The 22,449-nt window shown below is 36.8% G+C and carries 17 protein-coding genes and 1 pseudogene; 10 read left to right on the top strand and 8 right to left on the bottom strand.

Annotation, left to right across the window (positions count from 1 at the left end; translation table 11 throughout):
* Positions 1-5: 5 nt before the first annotated feature.
* The 5 genes from KIK00_RS01500 to KIK00_RS01520 form a co-directional block, all read right to left on the bottom strand.
* A complete protein-coding gene (locus KIK00_RS01500) occupies positions 6-1,460 on the bottom strand; it encodes a sigma 54-interacting transcriptional regulator (RefSeq protein WP_255814810.1) in 1,455 nt (484 codons plus the stop codon).
* Between the two features lie 69 nt (positions 1,461-1,529).
* A complete protein-coding gene (locus tag KIK00_RS01505) occupies positions 1,530-2,669 on the bottom strand; it encodes a VWA domain-containing protein (protein ID WP_255816706.1) in 1,140 nt (379 codons plus the stop codon).
* 400 nt (positions 2,670-3,069) lie between these two features.
* Positions 3,070-3,480, bottom strand: coding sequence for a DUF2000 domain-containing protein (locus KIK00_RS01510; RefSeq protein WP_255814811.1), 411 nt, complete (start codon positions 3,478-3,480; stop codon positions 3,070-3,072).
* 3 nt (positions 3,481-3,483) lie between these two features.
* On the bottom strand, positions 3,484-4,440 hold the full coding sequence (locus KIK00_RS01515; RefSeq protein ID WP_255814812.1) for a helix-turn-helix domain-containing GNAT family N-acetyltransferase: 957 nt from the start codon (positions 4,438-4,440) through the stop codon (positions 3,484-3,486).
* 201 nt (positions 4,441-4,641) lie between these two features.
* Positions 4,642-6,420, bottom strand: coding sequence for an FAD-dependent oxidoreductase (locus tag KIK00_RS01520; protein ID WP_255814813.1), 1,779 nt, complete (start codon positions 6,418-6,420; stop codon positions 4,642-4,644).
* Positions 6,421-7,070: 650 nt separating this feature from the next.
* On the opposite strand from KIK00_RS01520, the gene KIK00_RS01525 reads away from it, so the two are divergent.
* The 4 genes from KIK00_RS01525 (at position 7,071) to KIK00_RS01540 (ending at position 11,407) form a co-directional block, all read left to right on the top strand.
* Positions 7,071-8,804, top strand: coding sequence for a HAMP domain-containing sensor histidine kinase (locus tag KIK00_RS01525; protein ID WP_255814814.1), 1,734 nt, complete (start codon positions 7,071-7,073; stop codon positions 8,802-8,804).
* Positions 8,782-9,435 carry a response regulator transcription factor gene (locus KIK00_RS01530; protein WP_255814815.1) on the top strand — a complete coding sequence of 218 codons (654 nt, stop codon included), beginning with the start codon at positions 8,782-8,784 and terminating at the stop codon, positions 9,433-9,435. The genes KIK00_RS01525 and KIK00_RS01530 overlap by 23 nt, the downstream gene beginning before the upstream one ends.
* 471 nt (positions 9,436-9,906) lie before the next feature.
* A complete protein-coding gene (locus tag KIK00_RS01535) occupies positions 9,907-10,305 on the top strand; it encodes an ACT domain-containing protein (protein WP_255814816.1) in 399 nt (132 codons plus the stop codon).
* 154 nt (positions 10,306-10,459) lie between these two features.
* Positions 10,460-11,407, top strand: a complete 948-nt coding sequence (locus tag KIK00_RS01540; protein ID WP_255814817.1) for an alpha/beta fold hydrolase — start codon at positions 10,460-10,462, stop codon at positions 11,405-11,407.
* 79 nt (positions 11,408-11,486) lie between these two features.
* Here KIK00_RS01540 and KIK00_RS01545 read toward each other — a convergent pair whose 3' ends face one another.
* From KIK00_RS01545 to KIK00_RS01555, 3 genes are all read right to left on the bottom strand, one after another.
* Complete coding sequence (locus KIK00_RS01545; RefSeq protein ID WP_255814818.1) at positions 11,487-11,882, bottom strand: VOC family protein; 396 nt, start codon at positions 11,880-11,882, stop codon at positions 11,487-11,489.
* Positions 11,883-12,143: 261 nt separating this feature from the next.
* On the bottom strand, positions 12,144-12,959 hold the full coding sequence (locus KIK00_RS01550; RefSeq protein WP_255814819.1) for a DUF4249 domain-containing protein: 816 nt from the start codon (positions 12,957-12,959) through the stop codon (positions 12,144-12,146).
* Between the two features lie 3 nt (positions 12,960-12,962).
* Positions 12,963-15,293 (bottom strand): TonB-dependent receptor, encoded by a 2,331-nt coding sequence (locus KIK00_RS01555; protein WP_255814820.1) that lies wholly within the window; start codon positions 15,291-15,293, stop codon positions 12,963-12,965.
* 419 nt (positions 15,294-15,712) lie between these two features.
* Between KIK00_RS01555 and KIK00_RS01560 the strand changes: the two genes are divergently transcribed.
* From KIK00_RS01560 to KIK00_RS01585, 6 genes and pseudogenes are all read left to right on the top strand, one after another.
* A complete protein-coding gene (locus KIK00_RS01560) occupies positions 15,713-16,315 on the top strand; it encodes a TlpA disulfide reductase family protein (RefSeq protein ID WP_255814821.1) in 603 nt (200 codons plus the stop codon).
* A 66-nt stretch (positions 16,316-16,381) separates the two neighbouring features.
* Positions 16,382-16,816, top strand: a complete 435-nt coding sequence (locus tag KIK00_RS01565) for a hypothetical protein (protein ID WP_255814822.1) — start codon at positions 16,382-16,384, stop codon at positions 16,814-16,816.
* Positions 16,817-16,894: 78 nt separating this feature from the next.
* Complete coding sequence (locus KIK00_RS01570; protein WP_255814823.1) at positions 16,895-17,458, top strand: Crp/Fnr family transcriptional regulator; 564 nt, start codon at positions 16,895-16,897, stop codon at positions 17,456-17,458.
* 99 nt (positions 17,459-17,557) lie between these two features.
* Positions 17,558-17,948 (top strand): annotated as a pseudogene (locus KIK00_RS01575) (RidA family protein).
* Positions 17,949-18,043: 95 nt separating this feature from the next.
* Positions 18,044-18,832 carry an SDR family oxidoreductase gene (locus KIK00_RS01580; RefSeq protein ID WP_255814824.1) on the top strand — a complete coding sequence of 263 codons (789 nt, stop codon included), beginning with the start codon at positions 18,044-18,046 and terminating at the stop codon, positions 18,830-18,832.
* Positions 18,833-18,883: 51 nt separating this feature from the next.
* A complete protein-coding gene (locus KIK00_RS01585; RefSeq protein ID WP_255814825.1) occupies positions 18,884-22,369 on the top strand; it encodes a DUF2723 domain-containing protein in 3,486 nt (1,161 codons plus the stop codon).
* Positions 22,370-22,449 lie beyond the last annotated feature (80 nt).

The following is a 22,449-nucleotide window of genomic DNA, read 5'->3' on the forward strand; positions in this document are numbered from 1 at the left end:
TGATTTTAGTTACGTAAGAATTGTCCGATCCCCGGAGAATCAAAGGTAAAAGTATTTTGATTCTCAGACTTATCAATTTTATTGCTTATGGTTAATGCCCATAGCACCAGTTCTTTGCAGAAATTCTGGTCTTCTTTGCTCAACTCAGAGGTATTTTCTTCCACTACGGCTGCCAGAGGAGCTATTTTATCAAGCTTAGAATAAAACTCTTCATCAGTATCATTGTAATAAAGTTCCAAATGATTTTTATTGAACCATCTGATCAGATCGGTGTATGGAGTCTTGATTCCTTCTTTTTCCAGTTTGGAAATACGTGGGAAAATACTTTCAAATTGGGTCATAACTGCTTTGTCAATCAATATTTTGGCGACATAATCTGCGCCTTCCTGTTCTCCTTCATAGACCAGTTCAATTTTTCCTGTGATGGATGGGATAATTGACATAAAATCAAGCAGGCGGACGGTGGTTTGTTCAACCCCGGATTCAATCAGACGCAGTTTGGCTGCTGCAATTAAATTCTCCATGGCACTAATGGTCAGACGGGCACTGACACCGCTTTTTGCATCTACATATTCACTGATACGGGCTGCAAAAGCAACTTCCTCCAAAAGATCTTTCGCCAGATCAGGAATCTGTATCTGTGCTTTATCTTCAGCAGAAATCAGGGCTTCCTGTTCTGTGATCTGTCTGGCAAGAGCAATTGTTTTTGGATAGTGGGTGAAAATCTGTGATCCGATTCTGTCTTTCAATGGTGTTACAATACTTCCTCTGTTGGTATAATCCTCTGGATTGGCTGTGAAAACGAACTGAATATCAAGAGGCATTCTCAGTTGAAATCCACGGATCTGAATATCACCTTCCTGTAAAATATTAAACAGGGAAACCTGGATGCGTGCCTGTAAATCCGGCAGTTCATTTAAAACAAAAATAGAACGGTTAGCACGTGGAATCATTCCGTAATGTAAAACACGTTCATCGGAATAAGGAAGTTTTAAAGTAGCTGCTTTAATAGGGTCTATGTCACCAATTAAATCAGCAACATTCACATCCGGAGTTGCCAGTTTTTCATAGAAACGGTGAGAGCGGTGTACCCATGAAATCGGGGTTTCGTCACCCAGTTCTGCAATGAGATCTTTGGCAAATTTTGAAATCGGATGAAACGGACTGTCATTAATTTCTGATCCTTTTACAATAGGCATGTATTCATCCAGTAGATTGACCATGCTTCTTGCAATTCTTGTTTTTGCCTGTCCGCGTAAACCTAATAAATTGATGTGGTGGCCGGCAAGAATAGCTTTTTTCAATTGTGGAACCACGGTGTCTTCATAGCCCCAAAGCCCTTCAAATACGGGTTCTTTAGCTTTAATCCTGGCAATCAGGTTCGCCTGGATTTCCTCATTAATCGTTTTATGGGTATAGCCGGAGCCTTTTAATTCTTTGAATGTAATATCGTTTTTCATTTTCTTATACTGCTAATTATCTGGTAAGATTTTTATTTTAATGCTTTGATGAAGTCTGAAGTACGACCTCTATATTCTTCTTATTCTGTTTTTTTCGTAATCCTCGAAGATCATTTGTCCTAAACCTGATAGCCCTGTCAAAAATGCTTTACCTTTATTCTGAGCTGTAAACTCTTCTACAAACTGACGCAGATATGGGTCTTGGGCAATCATAAAAGTAGTGATGGGAATTTTCAACTTTCTGGCCTGTGCTGCTCTGTTGAGGCATTGGTTAACAATCTTTTCATCCAAACCAAAACTGTTCATATAAAACTCACCGCTTGGTAACTGAATACAGCTCGGTTTTCCGTCTGTGATCATAAAAATCTGCTTGTTGGTATTTCTTTTTCTGCGGAGAATATCCATTGCAAGCTCAAGTCCAGCCACTGTATTGGTATGGTAAGGGCCTACTTTTAAATAGGGAAGGTCTTTGATCTTGATTGGCCATGCTTCATTTCCAAAAACGATGATGTCAATGGAATCTTTGGGATATTTTCGTTTAATCAGTTCCACGAGTGCCATGGCAACTTTTTTCGCTGGAGTAATGCGGTCTTCACCGTATAAGATCATAGAGTGGCTGATGTCGATCATGAGGACGGTACTCATTTGTGCCTTATGTTTGGTTTCTTCTACAATGAGGTCATCTTCTGTAAGGCGCAGGTCTGAAATTCCGTTATTGATCTGGGCATTTTTTAAGCTTTCAGTCATATTCACTGCGGCTAAGTCATCTCCATATTGGAAGGAACGGTTTTCACCATCACGCTCATCACCAATTCCTGTTTTGCTGGTGCGGTGATTTCCTGCCCCATTTTTCTTCAGTTTTCCAAAAATCTGGTCTAAAGCATATTCACGGAGAGCTGCTTCCAGTTTTGGAGTTAATATATTTTTACCTTTTCCACTTCCGGTATTACCTTCTTCAGGGTCTTCCTCTTTGATATAACCTCTTTTTTTCAAATCTTCTTCAAAATCCTGAAGGGTATATTCCTCGTCAAAAATGTCATATTCTTTATCAAGCATATCAAGCCATTCGAAGGCTTCTTCAATATCTCCGGAGGTATGGGTGAGCAAATCTTTGAAAACATCAAAGACCCGGTCAAAATGTGATAATTCCTCCGGCATATGTTTACTGAATATAAAGCCTTTCTGAGGATTAAAATTTTTATCTGTCATAAGATGATGAAGCTGTTTTGCTGTTATTTGTTGTGAATATTTCAGTTTACTATAAAATGAACGGTCTGAAGTATTCAGTATTCCTTTACTTTGTTTCAAACTGAAAAGTTAGGAAAATATCACCTCAAGATTCCTCTTGAGAAATAGAAAAAACTAATGATGTCGATATGGAATTAGTATATAACAGCTCATACTTTGGCAATATCCAGTGCAATGAATATCAGTATTTATATAGAAAAATGCACAAACAAGAAGATTCATGCATTTTAAGTATTATGAGAAAAAATTGGCTTTATGACTGAATGACAATCATTCTTGCCGTCATTTTTGCAATAAGTTTTTCCTCTTTTTGATCATAAACATAGCCCTCACAAATGGTAAGTGCTCTTTCTGCCTGTATTTATTCATGAAATTTGAGTCCATCCAAAGCTTTATCTACTTTTTTATTTTCACCATATACGATAATACCAACCAGATCCAGTTCATCAGCAGTATGTTTTGCTATTTCAAGAACATTCTCTTCACCTGAGCGGGTCTCAAAAAGTTGTTGAGTATAAATTCCAATAGCCAGATCGCGGTCTTTCGAGCGGCGAAATGCTCTTTGAAGCTTTTCTGTGCTTTCCGCTTTGTAGACAAGAGTAGGATGCTTTATAAAGGGTAAAAACTCTTCCTGATCTGCAGTTACGAATCTTTCACCATGAGTTTCCGGAAACTCAATAGCAATACTTCCTGCCAGAAAAGAGGCAACATTGAGCTTTTGCCATGGTAACAGGTCGTCCTTAATGACGATGGCTACTTTTTTATTATACATATTTTAATCATTTACATTTAATTCCATTTGAATATTACAGCGCTGATAAGGGGTAGATCGTCCGGTTACTTTCTGGAAACCTAGTTTGTAATAGAGATTAATGGCAGGTTTCAGCAGCGTATTGCTTTCAAGGTATATTTTTGATGCTCCGGAGTCTTTTGCTTTTCTGATGATTGCCTGTCCCAGCAGCCAGCCTATATTTTTTCCCTGTGCCTTTGGAGAAACAGCCATTTTTGCCAGTTCAAAATCATAATAGGGATCATTCATTTTTATAAGAGCACAAACCCCGAGCGGTTCTTCATTGTATAAGGCTACAAGAATTTTTCCTCCTTTATTTAAAATGTATTCTTCAGGATTGTCTAGCGCTTTATAATCAGCATCTTCCATCTCAAAATAAGTTGAGATCCATTCTTCGTTGAGTGCTTTGAATGCGGATTGGTATTTTGGTTCATATTCAACGATCTTTACATTTTTGCTTTCACGGGCTTTTTTCTGTTCTTTTACTCTTGCGAGCAAAGACTTTTGTTCAAACAGATGTTCCCACTCTGCGAGAGCTTCCCAAAGATTGTGTGTTGCTTCGCTAATCATTTCATCAATAGCATGGTCAATATCTGTACATTGAACTTTTATTTTAGCAGAAAGCTTTTTTCCTTTTTCGGTAAGTCCTGCAATATTTCTCCTTTTATCCTGTGACTTCTGGTTATCCTTTACCAATCCCGCTGTGGTCATTTCTTTGATGATTTTGGTTACAGAAGGTTGGGAATGTCCTATTTCTTCTGCAATCTCAGTTATTGTTTTTGAACCTTCTTCGGAAAGAACAAAAAATACCGGAAACCATTTTGGTGAAAAATCAACATCATATAGTTCATAGATTTTTGCTGCTTCTTCTGTAATATTTGAGGCCATAAACCGCAATCTGCTGCCTAATGCAATTTTCCCTGTTTTTTTAAATAAATCCATAAGTATAATTGATTATATAACTAGTTATGCAAATGTAGTAAATTAATAAATATTCCAATAAATATTTTGATCTAAAAATTATTAAGTAAATTAAAGTACTTACATTAAGTGTGTTATATGAGGTTGAAATAAAAACAATAAAGCTCCGAAACAGTCCGGAGCTTTATTAATATACATCATCTTATTATTATGTATTCAAGATTACCATCCTAAATAATATTCACGATCCAGCCAGTACGGCCAGTCTAATTTAAAATGGGTCTGAAGCATTTTTTCAGCTTCACAGAAAGCGCCTTCCACCCAGCCTTGCTGATCAGAATAGGCTTCCCCGATGATGTGGATTTGCTCATCTGCCAATGGCTTTCTCATATAAGGCATGACCTCTTTCACAGAGAAGCCGGCTTTCCATGCATGATATCCTGCGCCATAAGGATCATCCGTCCAGTCTCTGAAATAGGTTACATAAGGTTCCGGAATGTCAACACTGTCACCGTGTAGTTCTCTAAGCTGATTCATCAATTCATTAACCATAAATTGGGTCGCCTGAACATCATCAAGCTTGTGTAAGGCTTCCAGCGATGCTGATTTGGCTGCTTTTACTTTAAACAGAACTTTGTCATCAGAAAGTGCTTTCCAGAACGTTTCGGTTTCCATATCACCATAGCTTCCCAACAGCATAGAATTTTTAGTTTCATCATCGGTACCGAAATAATAGCACTGTCTCATAGGTAAGTCTGTAATAGAATGTCCGGAATGAATATCAAGATCTCTCCACCAAGGACGTTCAAAGCCCATCAGGATTTTAAAAGCCGGTTCCATAATGATAGAACGGATATTTTCATTCAATTTCTCTTGCTTGCTGGCATCGAAGAAGAAGTTGTTCTGATCCAGAAGCTCAAGGGATTTTCTTGGCATACCTAATACTAATGAATTAGCATATACTTTCCAGGTTGTATTGCTTTGTATATTCAGGAAAGTAAGTTCATATTTATGAGTATGGGTCAAATGATGATCTTTGGTGAAAGTAATCAGCTTATTTTCAGACCAGATGCGAGCACCTTCATGTTCCATGTAAGCGTTAGCTACCGCATAAGCAATGCTGTCATATCCTTCTTCAATGGTTTTGTAGGTGGTGTCGGCAGAAAAATCCCCTACCATATACGGAAATGCCTCAGCAGAATTCCAGTTGATGGTATTGGAATAATATCCTCCGGCATTGGCCAAAAACTCATAACCTTCCTGAGAAACCTGGTCTTTGATTAAATTCCAGAAACCGATATCATTTACCAGACGTTTGTCATAAGGGGAACCAGGGAAATTATAAATCAGTCTTGGTTTTATAGCATCCCAGTCCCGGCTGGTCAGTTTAAATGTATAATCATACCCGTTAGGGTCTGCAATGATCAGTTCTTTATAGGTTTCAGCTACCCATGAATCAGCCATTAAAACATTGTAAATAATTTTATTGAATAACTGATCAGAACTAAATCCTTCATCCTCCTCATTCAGGTAATAGCGGGTAATCAGTTTGTTGTCATGTTTCTGTTCTTCTGTCCAGGCATTCTGCTTGAAACGTTCTTTTCTGATGTACATAAGAAGTTTTTCAGGCTCTCCCATATGGAATGGAATAGGAGTCATCTTATCTTTCAGAACAGGAGTCCTTTTGTTTAAATCTTGTTCTTTCAATGGGTAACCTTCTATCAGTGTGGTTACAATTTCCTGAGAAGTCAGGTAACGCATACCTCCTAGCTCACCCCAGAAATTCATTCCCGGCATGACTACGGATTCCAGTCTTCCGCCTAATCTGTCACTCATGTCGAAAATCTGGACTTCATTACCTTTATACTTATTGTCCGTTACCAAACGGAAAGCAGTGTATAGTCCGGAAGTTCCGGCACCAATAATAGCTACTTCTACTTTCAGGTCGGGCTGCATTCCCGGATACAGCGGTGTATCTTTATTTACGTTTTCTCTGTTCATGGTTTTATAATTTTTTTAAATGCTAAGAAATATTTATATCCTAATCGGAAAGGGGTAATGTCAAAATCGGTATGTCAGTCTAATGCGAGATCAGACATGATTTTACCTAAGAAAGGCGTGAATTTTGTGGCCCATCTCATGGTTTTCTACCGTATTAATAAGCATTTCAAAGTAACAAAGAAGAGGGTATATGTTCTTAGAGTGTAAATAACCAATTGTGGTATTGAGTAGAAATACTTAATGGGCGGAAAGTTTGTTGGAGAGAGTAAGAATGGTTCTTTAAAATAACTGAATATAGAAGTGGCGGGTTGATTTTTTCATGCTCCATCTGATCAGATATTATTCGGTAGATATAATAAAATAAGCAGATGCAGAATATTTTACTGTACCTCACTTTTTACAATTGATCTAAAAAAATGAGTTTACGTGAATAAAACTTAATGCTTATAAGACGTTTTGATAAAAAATAAAATTCATTTTTGTGGGTTTAATCAAATATTCATTATTATAAGAAGACAAAAATTACTTTAACTTTGCGAATTGGAAAATATATCATTATTACGGAATTATTGAAAATAATGGTATATTGTTGAAAATTAATACCAAATAGACTTATGTAGTCAGGAAATTGATTTAACTGATAAACAGATATGAAATATAAATTCTTAAATTTTAAATTGAGAAAAGTTGTTCATTACTCATTGATCCTTTGTATTTTACTGATACAGGTCATTATCGCCATATTTTTTTATAATGAATTTGTCAACGGGAAGAAGCTGAAATTTATTAAAGATCAGCTGGAAGAGAGCCGTGCATTGGGAGGATTGACGGATAATTCCAGAAAAGATTTTCTGGATGCCCAGGAACATCTTCAGAAATACATGGCTGCTCAGGATAATAAAGAGCTGCAGTTATATTTTCAGTCGTTGAGAAAACTTAAAATCAATTTTGATAAAATCGGTGAATATGAAAATACAAGTCCCAGACTGAAAAAGACCCTGGCTCTTCATAACCAGGATATGGTGAAGACTGCAAAACTGAAAACATTGATAGATTCAGTATACCAGACTTCTTTGAATCCGCCTGCAAAGATAGAGGATAAGCAATATGAGCCCGCAAAGTATAAAAATGACTTTGAAGATCTTAAAATTCAGACCCGTACTTATGCCGATACTGTTAAAAAGAAAGGCTTCTTCGGTCGTTTAAAAGATGCTGTAACAGGGAAAGTGGATGTTCAGAAAGAAAGCACGGTAATCACAATGACCAACAACAAGACGCTGGATCTTTCTCAGGTTAAATCTAAAATGGACAACACGATAAAGTCTATGGATAAACATTATGCTGCTGAAGTAAAGAAAGTACAGCTGCTTGCTGCCCAAAATCAGAAAAATAACTTACAGTTTTACAGCAATTTCAGTAAATTACTTGTTTATAGTAACGGACTGATAGAGGTTTATGAAAATGCCATCAAGGATTTTAAAACAGAACTGGAAAAGGAATACAACGAGCAGAGTTCCAATAATAACACGATCAGGACCTATCTGGTATTGGGATTAATGATTCTTATGTTTATTGTATCTGTTCTGATCATGTATTTTACAAGAGTAGCATTTATTTATGAACAAAAACTTAATGCTGCGAATAAAGAGATTAAAAAGAATCTTAACTTTAAAAATAGAATTCTGGGAATGCTGAGCCACGATCTCAGATCTCCGTTAAAAATTATCAATATTTTTATAGATAAGATCCACAGAACTACAGAGGATGAAACAATAAAGGATTATCTTAAATCTATCAAGTTTACCAACAGTACTTTGCTTCTGCAATCTAACCAAATCCTTGAATACACTAAAAATGAGAATGCTGAAAAAGAACTTATAAAATCGGTTTTCAATCTTAAAGATGAGATCAGTTCTATTGTGAAAGTAATTACTCCTTATCTGGAAACCAGAAACAACAGGTTTGTGGTAACAGACAGAATTCCTGATGAGATAGTGGTATATTCTGATAATATAAGAATCAACCAGATTTTCATGAATATTCTGGGGAATGCCAATAAATTTACAGAAAACGGACAGATTGATCTCGTTATGACCACAGAACCCATAGGAAAAAATCAAATTTCTCTGATTACAACGGTAGGAGACACCGGAGTAGGTATATCAGAATCTGATCTTGGTAAAATTTTTGATCCTTACTATCAGGGAATGGTATCTGATGAAGTAGATAATCTGGGGGCAGGACTTGGTCTTAATCTGGTAAAGGAAATCGTAGAACTTTTCGACGGTGATATATCAGTGGAAAGTAAACTGCACAAAGGAACGAAAGTGACATTCAGGATCAATTTAAATCTTAATAATAATGGAAACATCAATTCAAAATAAAGAAATTATTTTCCTGCTGGCAGATGATCACAGCATTGTGCGCCAGGGAATGGAAATTGTTATAAATGATATTGTTCCCAATGCCAAAGTTTATCAGACTTCATCCTTACATCAGGTATTGGAGCTGATAGAATCAAAGGGCGTTGAGATGGCCATCATTGATGCTCATTTCCCGGACGGGAACAGCCTGCATATTCTGCCCCAGATGAAAAGTGTAAATCCTGATCTTAAAGTTTTGATTTTTACGGGACTTGAAGAGGATCTGCATGGCCTTAAATTTATTAAAGCGGGTGCTAACGGATACCTAAGCAAACTGAGTGAAGAGGAAGAGGTAAGGGAAGCGATCACAACTTTTATAGAGAAGGGAGAATATTTTTCTGACCTTTTAAGAAACTTATTGGTACAGCTTGTTTACAATCCGGACCTGATAAGCCCTCTCAACAGTTTGACCAAACGGGAACTGCAGATTGCAGAACTCTATGCTGAGGGATATGGAAACCTTGAAATTTCAAACAGCTTGAATATCAAACAGAATACAGTAAGCACAATTAAAAAAAATATCTTTGAAAAACTAAAGATAGAGAATATGGTTGAACTGGTAGACCTCATAAAAACACACCACAAACTATAGCAGTCTGTAGGATATTCTTCACTTTTTATTGTCAGAGAATTTGTTTTATCGATAAATATCTATAAGTAAATCGAGATGTATCGATGGGGTTTATAGAAGATTTTATTTTGTAATGTTGTTCCTTTGTACTGTGAAATTTAAGTAATGAAAAAAGTAAATGAAAAAGCTTATTCAGATTTTAAATTTCATACACAAAACAACAAATGATTATAACTATATAATTAATAAACGATAGTTATAAAAACACAAATGATGAAATTAATAAAACACTGATGAAATTAAACGGAGTGATGAATAACCTTAAACGGGCTTCTTAAAAAGCCAAATGAAAAACACAAATACATATAAAGAGGTTCTGTTGAAAGGTTATAATTACAAAACAAAAAAGGAGGCATACAGCCTCCTTTTTTGTTTTTTTATCATTTGATAAATTGATGTTGCAATCTATATCTTAGTTTTGTACCCAAAAAGATGTCAGGAGAAAAAGATCTGGCCGTTCTGCTTCAGAATATGGAACCAATATTAAATGCCGGAGAATATGTGTTTTGTGCTGTTGAAACCCCCAGAGAGATTCCGGATATAGAAAAGATCTTATTTTTCTTTCGGGAAACTGAGGCGGTTACCATTGTTTTAAAAAAAGAGGTTGCAGATGAATGGAGTATGACTTACAGTTATATTGCTTCATGGATTACTCTGAATATTCATTCTTCCCTGGAAGCTGTAGGGCTAACGGCAGCCTTTGCAAATGCGCTGAAACAGAAAAATATCAGCTGTAATGTAGTTGCTGCTTATTTTCATGATCATATTTTTATTGCAAAAGAAGATGCTGAAAAAGCAATGAAAACTCTCCATGTCTTGAAAACGGTCTAAGAACTTTCAAGAAATCATCTTTAAACTTTCGCTTCAAATTTTCACCTTCAAAAATGTCTAATTGAATTCCTAAAATGTCCTGTTGATAAAGCTTTTGAATGTTCTGCCAGTTTTTATGTTTTATGTTTGCACCATAATCAAACAAAAATAAACAATGAAAACAATCAGAAAAATTTCAGCCGTTAGCCTGCTATGCTTAACTCTTTTTACCGTAGTGACAGTGTCCTGCACTGAAGAAAATGAACCTCCCACGGTACAGGAGATACAAAACAGAAACCACCAAACTGCCAAAACCCAATTCATAAACGTTAAAGGAAATGCCATTGCATACCGCGTTTTAGGAAAAGAAGATGGAATTCCATTAGTTCTTCTGCCGGGATTAGGCGGTTCAATGGATGACTGGGATCCTGCAGTGACTGATGGACTGGCCAAAAAATATAAAGTAATTATCTTCGATAATAAAGGAGTTGCTTCTTCAAAGGGAATTACCCCCAATACTGTTCAGGCAATGGCCGATGATGCTGTCGATTTTATCAATGCATTGAATTTGAACAAAGTGAATATCATGGGATTTTCCATGGGTGGTTTTATTGCACAGAGAATAGTACTGACCCACCCTTCATTAATTAATAAAGTGATTTTAACCGGAACAGGACCTCAGGGGGCAATCGGATTATCGAACTTACCTAATATTATTGCGGGAACAGCGGGATTAAGTCCTGAAGCTTCCTTTCTGAAATTTGGATTTACAGAGTCGGCTCAGAGTACTGCGGAAGGAAAAGCATCTTATGCAAGAATCCAGCTTCGTACAGTAGATAGAGATCTTCCATTAAATGATAATGCTTCAAATTCACAATTTACAGCGGTATTGAGCTGGGCCCAGCCTAGCGCTGATGCTCTTACGGAAATAAAAAAAATCAAAAATCCGGTATTGATTGTGCACGGTGAGAATGACCTTCCAGTGTCTGTTCAGAATGCTAAAAATATGGCTCAGAACTTAGATCAGGCAGAATTGGTGATTTTCCCGGATTCAGGACATGCCTCTTTCTATCAATACCATGATATGTTTGTAGGGAAAGCGATTGAGTTCCTAGGGAAATAAATTTATTTTTTTTAAAATTCATATTAATAAAAAACTCGCTGTGGAATTCAGCGAGTTATTGTTTTTATTGATGAAAAACTTAGTTGAATTTCTTTACAGCTTCTACACTTACAGGAGTAAAAAAGTTAATCATATTTCCATCCGGATCACAGAACAGAAGTGATCTGTTTCCCCAGGGCATTGTTGTAGGTTCCTGAATAATATCCGAAGCAATACTTTTTATTCTTTCATATTCTTCATCTACATTTTTAACCATAAATTCAATAATAGTTGATTTTGTTCCTGCGAACTCTGTAAGACCTTCTGAAAACATTTGCATCGTCCGGGTACTTCCGATCGCAATAGTTATAGAATCTGTAGAAAGCTCTGCAAAATCTTCAGTATACCATCTGGCAGTTGCTCCCATGGTTTGTTCGTAAAATTCCACTGCTGCTTTGATGTCTTTGCTGATGAGTCGTAATGAGGTAAGTTTCATAGGGTATTTTTTGTTTAAACTAATTTTAAACAAAGGTAATAGGTAGTTATGACAACAGATTGTCAGTAGAAGAATTGAAGCTTTTTAATTTAAATCATTTTACTAATAAAAATTAGCAATATGAAATAATTGCTTAAAGGTGATTATTGTTCTGTGTAATACGGTATGATAAACCATTGTACAGATATTATTCCTTGAAAAGAAAGTTGAGATAACCAGAATAAAAAAGGATATTCCGGTGATTGGAATATCCTTTTAAATTTATGGAGTTACAGGCTGGATCACAAAAGTCTCCGTATCTGTTGTATGGGCGGAAAAATAGCCCAAAGCTCCGTTGTTGATATTACTTGGTGGGTTGGCTGGAGTAGTGCCTCCGCCATTACCTCCGGAAATCTGAAGCAGAGCACTATAGTAAGTGAATATATTGTTATCAATAGACTGCATTTCTACATGGATTTTGTCCCCCACAATCACTTCATGGTCTCTTCCTTTGTTATCGTCATTTGGCAGAATCAGAGGTTGTTGATTAGGCATTCCGTTATTTACATTGTCTGAAAAAGTATTCATGTATTTTTTAGGAAGATCATTGATCGTAAAACTGAAAAGATAACGGTTCCCAAGTGGCATCGGATCTGTAAAGATTGGTAAGAGAGTATACGTAATTTTATCACCGAACTTGAACGAACTCTGTTCAAGCCCGTCAAAATGAACATTTTCAGGCATTCTGCTCTGAGCAGTATACTGTTTTCCTTCCGCCTGTACTTTCAACGTGTAAGTTCTGCCAGGCGTTCCTACAAAAGTGGTGGTTTGATACATTCCGTTTCCTGCATACTGAAGCGTTTCAGTCTGCCCCATATCATCACTTAAAACAACCTGAGCTCCTGTGACAGCAGGATATTGATTAGGTTCTGAAAAGCTAACTGATTTTGTAATTTTTACCGTATAAGGTCCTGATTGATTCGTTACATTCCCTTCGATGACAATATTTCCGCTCTGATTATTCAGATCCAGATCAATCTCTTTTTCACAAGAGGTTAATGCAAAGAGAGATAATATGATATAAAAAGTATTTTTCATGATTTAGAATTTGAAGTTATAAGTGATATTGGGTACCCAGCGGAACAAAGAGGTCTGCATCGCACGTGTTGTTCCGGGACGGTCAGGATTGTCTTCGAAATTGATGGTATAGGCATTCTCTCTACCGTATAGGTTATAAATACCGAACGTCCATGAACCACGGAATCGCTTATTGGAAGTTGGTTCATAAGTTGCACTCAGATCCATTCTGTGATACGCAGGCATTCTGTCAGCATTTCTGTTGCTGTACTGGAATATTGTTTGACCGTTCAGCTCATATTTTCCGGTAGGGAAGGTAACGGCATTTCCTGTGCTGTAAACAAACAATCCTGAGAAGCTCCATTTTGGATTAAGCTGGTAAGTGGCAACAATGGATAGATCGTGGGTTTTATCCATTCTGGCATTATACCATTCATTATTATTAATTCCGTTGATCTTTCTTTCCGTTTTAGAAAGGGTATAGGAAATCCATCCTGTAAGTTTTCCGCTTTTCTTTTTAGCAATAAGTTCCAGACCATAAGCTCTTCCTTTTCCGAACAACAGTTCACTTTCTACATCAGATCCGGCATCAAACCCAATCTGAGCTCCGTTTTTGAAGTCGATTTGATTTTTCATGGATTTGTAGTAAACTTCAGCATTCAATTCATAATTATTGTTGTTGAAATTCCTGCTGTAGCCCACACTGATCTGGTCTGCAATTTCAGGTTTTACCGTATAGCTGCTTCCTATCCACTGGTCAGTAGGATTTCCACTGTTGCTGTTGCTTAAAAGGTGAAGATTCTGTGTGTTGCGGGAATAGCCTCCCTTCACACTGCTTACTTCATTGATGCGGTAGTTCGCACTGATTCGCGGCTCAGGATTCACATACGTTTTTCCGAATTTTCCTTTCTCTAAGAATTCACTGTCAGTAAGTATCCCGTTTTCATAGGTATTAAATGTATCTCCTCCCAATACACTGAATATGGAAAGTCTTACTCCGTAATTGATGGTTAACTTTTCCGTTGCTTTAAAATCATCGTTAATATAAACCGCATTTTCCCATGAGTATCTCGGATTTCTTGGAAAACTGCTCACCGTAGTACCGGAAGCACTGCTAGGAGTAAGAGTATGATAAATAGACTGAAGACCGAAACGTACAGAATGCTTATTCCCGGCAAACCAGGTGAAGTCCTGCTTAAGGTTCCAGTCACGTATTTTTGAATTTAAATCAAATACAGTATCATCATTTTTAAGACTGATTTTATAATCATAATTACTGTAGATGAAAGATGTATTGGAGAATAGCTTGCTGCTGATAATGCTGTTCCATCTTAATGTGGCTGTTGTATTTCCCCAGTCTGTATTGAACGTATCTCCCAACCCCAGAACATCTCTTCCGAAGTATCCTGAAAGATAAATACGGTTATTTTCATTGATCTGATAATTGGCTTTCAGGTTAAGATCATAAAAGTATAACTTGTTATCCTTATAATCTTTGTTCGTTTTAAGAAACAAATCGGCATAAGTTCTTCTTCCCGAAACAATGAATGATGATTTTTCTTTCTGAATAGGGCCTTCTACACTCAGCCTGCTGCTGATCAGACCGATTCCTCCATTCAGGTTATAGTCTTTATTATTTCCGTCTTTCATTTTTACATCCAGAACAGAAGAAAGGCGGCCCCCATATTGGGCGGGGCTGTTTCCTTTAATGATGCTGGCATCTTTCAGGGCATCACTGTTGAATGTACTGAAAAACCCAAGAAGGTGAGATGCGTTATAAACCGGAGCTTCATCCAGTAATATCAGGTTTTGATCAGTAGCACCACCTCTTACACTAAATCCGCTGCTTCCTTCACCGTTACTTTTGATACCCGGTAAAAGCTGTATGGTTTTCATGACGTCCTTTTCCCCAAAAAGGACAGGCAGTTTTTCAATATTTTTAATGCTTAATGTTTCCGTTCCCATTTGAGCGGATGTTAAATTTTTATCCTTTTTGACAGCGGATACCACTACTTCGTCAATTGTTTTTGTAACTTCTTCCTGCGGCAGAAGAGGAAGATCAAGTTTTATATTCTGATCTACTGTAATCTGCTGTTCAAAATCTTTATATCCCGGATTGGAAATAATGATGGTATAATTGCCTGCAGGTAATGATAGAGAATAAAATCCATATTCATTGGCTGCAACGTTGATGGAAGGATCTTCACTTACTTTTACTGATACTCCGATTAACAGCTCACCGTTTTTTTTGTCTTTCACAGTTCCACTTACAGAATAGGTCTGTTGGGCTATTGCCAAGGTGCTGAAACAGAGCGCTGCGGTGGCAGCGGTAATTTTTAAAAAGGATGTTTGCATTAGTTTATTTTAAAGTAGTAGATCTCTTGTATAGGAATTAATGTTTTGTTGATGTACGATTAGTTAGATGAATAGTGAATTTGTTACATGTAACAAATTAATTATGAAATAAATCCATTGAAAAAATGTGTTTTTAAAAATGGTAAAAGCAAGAATAAAATAAGACTGTTACATAAAAAACAATGTTATGCATTGTATGTTGATTTATTAATTGTTTTTTAGTTAATTATGTTAAAAAATAAATTATTAACGGTTGTTATGTGAACTTTATTGCTATTTGTTATAAAAATTATACACCAGAACATTTAAAGGATTTTTATATCCTGTGATGTAAAGACTTTTTTAGCTTAAAAACGCTCCTTTAGAGCTTTTGATCGGAATTTTAGTCTTATCTTGGCTAAGAATTAAGAGGAAAGAGTATGGAAAATGTAAAAATATGGATCAGGAAAAATGCCTCCACTGCAGTACTGACAATATTGTTCATTATCGTGTTGGTGAATAAAGATGCAAAAGCATGGCTGATGAGACAGGTTGCTTCCACGGGAATCCTCAATTCCAGTATATCCGAATCAAAAGAGAGTCAAAATACTTCAGCAAGGATTTCTTATGCTGGGTTTATGCTGAAAAATGAAGAAGGAGTTGTTATTGATACTTCTGCTTTACAAAATAAAGTGGTCTTCATTAACTTTTGGGCGTCTTGGTGTCCACCCTGCAGAGCAGAATTTCCCTCCGTTCAGAAGCTGTATGATCAGTATAAAAATAATCCGGACATCGTATTTCTTACCGTAAATCTTGATGATAACACGGCTCTTGGAAAATCTTATTTAAAGGAAAAAGGCTTTACAGTTCCTTTTCTGGTGCCGGCTGGCAATATTCCCGGAGTACTTTACAGTGGATCATTACCCACAACGGTAGTGCTGGATAAAAAAGGAGAAATACGTCTGCATCATAAAGGATTGGCAGATTATAGTAAAGATTCTTTTTACCAGCAGATTGATGAACTGTTGAAGCAAAAGCCTTAATTTTTACAGCTTATGATTTCTTTTGCCATATTAACTCTAGTAGAAATAGAATCTGAAATATTGAAAGTGAAAAGTCCTGTGCAGAATTTTTCCAAAACAATACCATTTCCTTTCTCTGAACGGTACAGGAATTGGGTCACTCAGATACCAACAGCAGAAATATCTTCTGAAACGGTCCTGTATAATTCGGTTGAGGCTGTCAATGAGAATAAAGAATTTGCTCTTACTGATTATTGGTGTTTTGCAGGTAACGGGCAGGGCGATCGATGGTTTCTGAATACTGATGATCAGGTTTTTTTCTATAATCATGATTATGATGAAAAGATGGAACCTATGAATATTAATTTTGAAGAATGGTTGCAAATGGCTTTTGTTATCCGCCAGTTGGATATGTATTTCGATGAATACGGCAACATCCCGGAACCTGTTCAACAAGAGTTTTATAAAACCTTGAATAGGCTTCATCCAGCATTAAGTGATATTTATCCGTTTACATTTTAACACTGTTTATATCATCAAGACAATGAATTTAAATGTCTTGATGATAAAAGAGTACTTTTATACTACAAGAAATAGAACATGCTGCATTTGCTAAGGTCTCACATTGAAAAAATAATTCCTCTTAATGATGAAGAATTTGAATTCATATCATCCTGTTTTACCTATAAAAAATATAAGAAACATCAGTTTTTAGTACAGGAAGGAGAAACGGTGCCTTATAATTATTTTGTTCTGAAAGGCCTTCTGAAACTGGTTTACACTGATGAAACCGGAAAAGAACACATTATTGGATTTGCAATGGAAGACTGGTGGGAAACAGACTTTCCGGCTTACTATCAGCAAACTTTGGCAACGATGTCTTTAGAATGTCTTGAAGATACGGAAGTATTGTGTCTTCAGTTAGATGACTATAAAAAACTCTGTGCCCATCTGCCAAAACTGGAACATTTTTTTCTGGAAAAAGCATATATGGGATTTATTACCGCTCAGCAGCGAACCATTTCCATGATGACAACCGGAATAAAAGAGCGGTATGACCAGCTTTTGAAAAAATATCCTTCCCTTGTTCAACGTGTTCCGAAATCTCTTTTAGCTGCTTATTTAGGCGTTTCCAGAGAAACTTTAAGCCGCCTTCCACTGTAAAACTGTGATGGAACTCACACAATAATCGTGATCCGGATCACAGGGATTTGCTGTATTTGTTCTGCAATTTTGTACCGTAACATATAACAAATTCATACAATGGAAAAAAGAACGGTTAACCCATGGAAATGGCAGGATGAAAGAAGTTATTCTCAGGCTGTAGAGGTAAAAAATGTTGAAAGTACTTTATACTGCTCAGGACAAGCGGCTATTGATCCTGATGGAACGTCCAGTGATAAGGATATGAAATCGCAGCTGGAACAGGCTATTGGCCAATCTGGAAGAAGTAATCCGCATAGCGGGATATGAATGTAACGGCATCGTAAGATTAAATATCTATACAACTTCTACTGAAGAACTCTGGCCATATTTTCCAATTCTTCAGGAATGGATTGCCGAACATAAAATTCAGCAGGCTGTAACAATGCTTGAAGTAAAAGCTTTGTTTGAAACTTTAAAAGTGGAACTTGAAGCTACAGTCGTAAAATAAATGAGAAATTGGGCTTAAAAAAATAAACCTTCAAAATATAATTTGGAGGTTTTTTCCTACATTTATCCTAACCAATTACTATATCCAAAGATCTTATGAATATTCAACTTTTTTCAAAAAATGCTTTAATAGGTGGAGCTACACAGGGTATTGGCGCCGGAATTGCCATAGAGCTGGCAAAATGCGGAGCCAATGTTACGGTTATGGCCCGAAATGAAACAAAACTTAAAGCCTTCGTTTCTTCACTGCCGGTCATCAATCCTGAACAAAAACATGAATATCTGGTAGCCGATTTCTCGGACTTTGAAAATTATAAAAAAATTATAACAGGATATTTTAATGACCATTCTGTTGATATTCTGGTTAATAATACAAACGGTCCGGAGCCAGGGTTGGCACTCGATAAAAATCCAGATGATTATCAGAAAGCGTTTGATCTTCTTTTTAAAACGGTTTGTGAAACAACATTATTGGCTTTACCTCATATGATCCAACAGAAAAAAGGCCGTATTATCAATGTTTCTTCTTTATCAGTTAAGGAACCTATCGGAAATCTGGCGCTGTCAAATTCTATCCGTTCTGCGGTAATTGCATGGGCAAAAACCCTTTCGAATGAAATTGCACAGCATAACATCACCGTGAATAATGTTCTGACAGGATATTTTGACACCGAAAGAATCCAAAATCTGGTTACCCATGAAGCTCAGCAAAGCGGTGCTCCGGCGGAAGAAATAAAAAAGGCAAGAGAAAATAAGATTCCTATGAAAAGATTCGGGCAGCCGGAAGAATATGGACATCTGGTGGCTTTTCTGGCTTCAGAATATGCCGGATATCTCACCGGAACAAGTATTCCTTTGGACGGAGGGCTGAATAATACCTATTAAAATGTAATAAACCATTTCCCCCGGTTGTCATATCAATATTGAAAATATTATATGAAAAACTGGTCTTTTAAAAAATGGAACACCGTACTGGGTTGGTTCCTCTTCGTTATTGCACTGATCACTTATCTTTCAACAATGGAGCATTCCCTGAGCTTTTGGGATTGCGGAGAATATATTTCTTCTGCGGTAAAACTTGAGGTGACTCATGCTCCGGGAGCCGCCTTATTCCAGATTATGGGAGCTGTAGTGAGTATTTTTGCATTGGGGAAGGAAGAGCATTATTCCCTTGTGATCAATGCGATGTCAGCAGTATTCAGTGCATTTACTATTCTGTTTCTGTTCTGGACAATTACCCATTTTTTAAGACGGCTTTTGAATAAAGATTTTGACGATGTTACCAGATCGCAGGAAATTTCAATCCTGTTTGCCGGGGTTATTGGGGCTTTATGTTTTACATTTTCAGATACATTTTGGTTTTCAGCAGTAGAAGGGGAGGTATATGCAATGGCTTCTCTGTTTATCGCATTGTTGGTCTGGTTGATCACCAAATGGGAGAATGAATCTAAAGCTGCTGACAGCGAGAGATGGATCATTCTTATTTTCTTTACAATAGGACTTTCCGTAGGCGTGCATATGATGTGTATGCTGGCAATTCCGGCCATATGTTTGGTATATTACGCCCGAAACTATACTTTTTCCTGGAAGAGTTTCATGACTGCCAATATGATTACATTAGGAATTCTTGTATTCGTATTCAAGATTATCTTCCCTTTGGTCATGACAATTTTTGGAAAACTTGAGATTTTCGTTGTAAACGGGTTGGGACTTCCTTTCCATTCAGGAACAATTGTGGCGTTTGTTCTTATGACAGCAATCAGTTATTTCTTGATTAAATACGCAAGAAAAACGAAAAAAAAAGTTTATCAGACCATCGTTTTATCCCTTGTGTATATGATGATTGGTTTCTCTTGCTGGCTGGTGATTCCCATCAGGGCAAATGCCAATCCGCCGATGAACCTCAATGATCCGGATACTGCAATAGGAATGAGAGATTACTATAACAGGGTACAATATGGTGACTGGCCTACAATTTACGGACAAAACTACACTGCATTTCTCGACAAAAACGGATTGGAAAAAGATGAAGACGGAAGCTACAAAAGAGATGTGACAGGAGATATTTATGAAAAAGATGAAAAAACCGGAACCTACAGAAAAACCGGGGAACGTTTCAATTATGTGTTCAATAAATCACACATCAGCTTTATGCCGAGGATGTTCAATGAGGATAAAGAAGTGACCGCAAATTATATCGCCTTGTATGGTGCTCCTGATTTTACCTTCAATTATGATAATGAAGACGTAGCAGACAATCCGGAAGCTAAAAGGATTTTTGATGAACTGAGAGCAAAATATGAAGGAGATTCCATCACAGCAGAAGATTACCTGAAAGTAAAACCTTATGATCTTATCAAGGTACAACGTCCTTCTTTTGCTCAGAATATGGATTATTTCATCTCTTTCCAGAACGGATACTATTTTGTTCGATATCTGATGTGGAATTTCGTCGGAAGACAGAACGATCTTGAGGGACATATGGAAAATACCAATGGCAATTGGATCTCAGGATTTTCTTTTATTGATAATGCGTTGTTGGGTGATCAGGATCATATGCCGGCTAAATTTAAAAATGAAAGTACTGTCAAGTTTTTCTTTCTGCCATTGATTTTAGGACTTATAGGCTTCTTTTTCCAGCTGAACAGGGACTTCGGGAGATTTTATGCTATTCTTTCTCTGTTTGTTCTTACAAGTATGGGAATCGTCTTCTATACCGGGGTAAAACCATTTGAAGTAAGAGAAAGAGATTACGCGATGGTAGGTTCGTTCTATGCCTTTGCCATCTGGATCGGTCTGGGAGCAGGAGCTGTACTTTGGCTGATTCAGTCTAAACTTAAATCTAATGCGGCTAATATTGTTTTGGGAATAATGTTGTTGGGAATTCCTTTTATGATGGGGTTCCAGAATTATACTTCTCATGACAGGAGTAAAAAGACTGCAGCCCGTGATTATGCTTATTCATTTTTACGTTCGCTGCCCAAAGATGATATTATTTTCATTTATGGTGATAATGATACTTTTCCCGTATGGGCGATTCAGGAGACAGAAAGATTCAGAGATGATGTGAAAACGGTTAATTTTACCCTTTTAGCCACTCCATGGAATATAGACCAGGTAAAAAGAAGAACATACAATGCCAGGGGAATTCCGGGAGCGCTAACTCATGAAGAGTACAGGGATGGTGTCAATGATCAGGTTTATCTGATGAAAAAAGAGGATTGGGAAGGTATTTTCAAAATGTTGAAAGAGCAGGGTGCACCAGACACTACTTTTCAGGAATTCAGAAAATACCTTACTCAGGATTCTCTGACGCTGAAAGATGCTATCAGATTCCTTCAACTTAAATCATCCGAAAAAGATGAATTGCTGAAGATGTATTTCGGGGAAAAGCAATATGAGAAATATAATATTCTTCCGGTAAGTAAATTTATTCTTCCCGTAAATAAGCAAAATGCTGTAAAATCAGGGATCATCAATAAGGCTGATCTTTCCAAAGCGGTAGATCAGATTATCATCAATTATGAAGCGAATACTCTTTACAAAAGCAATCTGATGATGTTGGATATGCTGGCCAATTTCGACTGGAAACGTCCTGTAAATTTCTCATCAGGCGGAATGTATGACAGTGAGAATATTTTTTATCTTGATGAATATCTGCAGTTTGATGGATTCAGTTACAGATTGGTTCCTATTCACACGCCTCAGAGTCCGGATGGGGATAAAGGAAGGGTGGATGCCAATTCACTTTATCAGGTGGTGAAAAACTTCAGATGGGGAAATTTTAAAGACCTCAGTGTTTATTATAATGAAACCGCAACTTCCAATATTTTAGGCTACAGAATGTCAGTAAGCAGGGCTGTATCTGCACTTGTGGTTAATGGACAGAAAGCTAAGGCGTTAGAGCTGTTGGATCTTGCGGCAAAAGAAATTCCTGTTGAAAAATACAATGACCCAAGATCATTAAGTTCAATGGTAACCGGATATATTGTTGCAGGGCAGGAGCAGAAAGGTCTTCAGTTGGCAGAAACCCTTAAGAAAGGGGTATTTGAAGAATATGATTATTATCAAAACCTTTCTCCGACATTTAAAGCAGCAGCAAGAAAACAGATGAGGTCAAAACCAATGGAATATGCATTAGTGGTTTCCGCAGTTACAGAAGCCTACAAAACGTTGAGACAGAATGAAAAAGCACATGCCTATCTTTTGCGATCAATAGAACCAATTGATAAAAAGTTCAGAGTTTTTATAAAAGGACTGCAGCAAATGAGCAAAGAAAAAGCGATTAAAGAATCAGAAAATGTCCGCCAGATTGCTCCTTTTTACCAGTATTTGTTCAATGTCATGGAGCCTTTTGATTCTGCTTATTCCAGAAAAAAAGAAATTGAAATTACCAATGCTATGATGAAAGCAACCCAATAAATTATAAATGGAAAAGCCTTTAAATTCAATATTTAAAGGCTTTTGTTTTTGTTTTAGAAAGTCATTTATTGTAAAGCAGT

It is taken from the genome of Chryseobacterium sp. MA9 (assembly GCF_024399315.1).
Lineage (GTDB): Bacteria > Bacteroidota > Bacteroidia > Flavobacteriales > Weeksellaceae > Chryseobacterium.

What these genes read in the sequence shown, in the direction of transcription:
- KIK00_RS01515 (WP_255814812.1), bottom strand. Translation starts at nt 4,440, where the DNA reads ATGGATTTATTTAAAAAAACAGGGAAAATTGCATTAGGCAGCAGATTG.
- KIK00_RS01510 (WP_255814811.1), bottom strand. Translation starts at nt 3,480, where the DNA reads ATGTATAATAAAAAAGTAGCCATCGTCATTAAGGACGACCTGTTACCA.
- KIK00_RS01570 (WP_255814823.1), top strand. Translation starts at nt 16,895, where the DNA reads ATGCTGCATTTGCTAAGGTCTCACATTGAAAAAATAATTCCTCTTAAT.
- KIK00_RS01505 (WP_255816706.1), bottom strand. Translation starts at nt 2,669, where the DNA reads ATGACAGATAAAAATTTTAATCCTCAGAAAGGCTTTATATTCAGTAAA.
- KIK00_RS01555 (WP_255814820.1), bottom strand. Translation starts at nt 15,293, where the DNA reads ATGCAAACATCCTTTTTAAAAATTACCGCTGCCACCGCAGCGCTCTGT.
- KIK00_RS01550 (WP_255814819.1), bottom strand. Translation starts at nt 12,959, where the DNA reads ATGAAAAATACTTTTTATATCATATTATCTCTCTTTGCATTAACCTCT.
- KIK00_RS01580 (WP_255814824.1), top strand. Translation starts at nt 18,044, where the DNA reads ATGAATATTCAACTTTTTTCAAAAAATGCTTTAATAGGTGGAGCTACA.
- KIK00_RS01585 (WP_255814825.1), top strand. Translation starts at nt 18,884, where the DNA reads ATGAAAAACTGGTCTTTTAAAAAATGGAACACCGTACTGGGTTGGTTC.
- KIK00_RS01540 (WP_255814817.1), top strand. Translation starts at nt 10,460, where the DNA reads ATGAAAACAATCAGAAAAATTTCAGCCGTTAGCCTGCTATGCTTAACT.
- KIK00_RS01500 (WP_255814810.1), bottom strand. Translation starts at nt 1,460, where the DNA reads ATGAAAAACGATATTACATTCAAAGAATTAAAAGGCTCCGGCTATACC.
- KIK00_RS01560 (WP_255814821.1), top strand. Translation starts at nt 15,713, where the DNA reads ATGGAAAATGTAAAAATATGGATCAGGAAAAATGCCTCCACTGCAGTA.
- KIK00_RS01530 (WP_255814815.1), top strand. Translation starts at nt 8,782, where the DNA reads ATGGAAACATCAATTCAAAATAAAGAAATTATTTTCCTGCTGGCAGAT.
- KIK00_RS01520 (WP_255814813.1), bottom strand. Translation starts at nt 6,420, where the DNA reads ATGAACAGAGAAAACGTAAATAAAGATACACCGCTGTATCCGGGAATG.
- KIK00_RS01545 (WP_255814818.1), bottom strand. Translation starts at nt 11,882, where the DNA reads ATGAAACTTACCTCATTACGACTCATCAGCAAAGACATCAAAGCAGCA.
- KIK00_RS01525 (WP_255814814.1), top strand. Translation starts at nt 7,071, where the DNA reads ATGAAATATAAATTCTTAAATTTTAAATTGAGAAAAGTTGTTCATTAC.
- KIK00_RS01535 (WP_255814816.1), top strand. Translation starts at nt 9,907, where the DNA reads ATGTCAGGAGAAAAAGATCTGGCCGTTCTGCTTCAGAATATGGAACCA.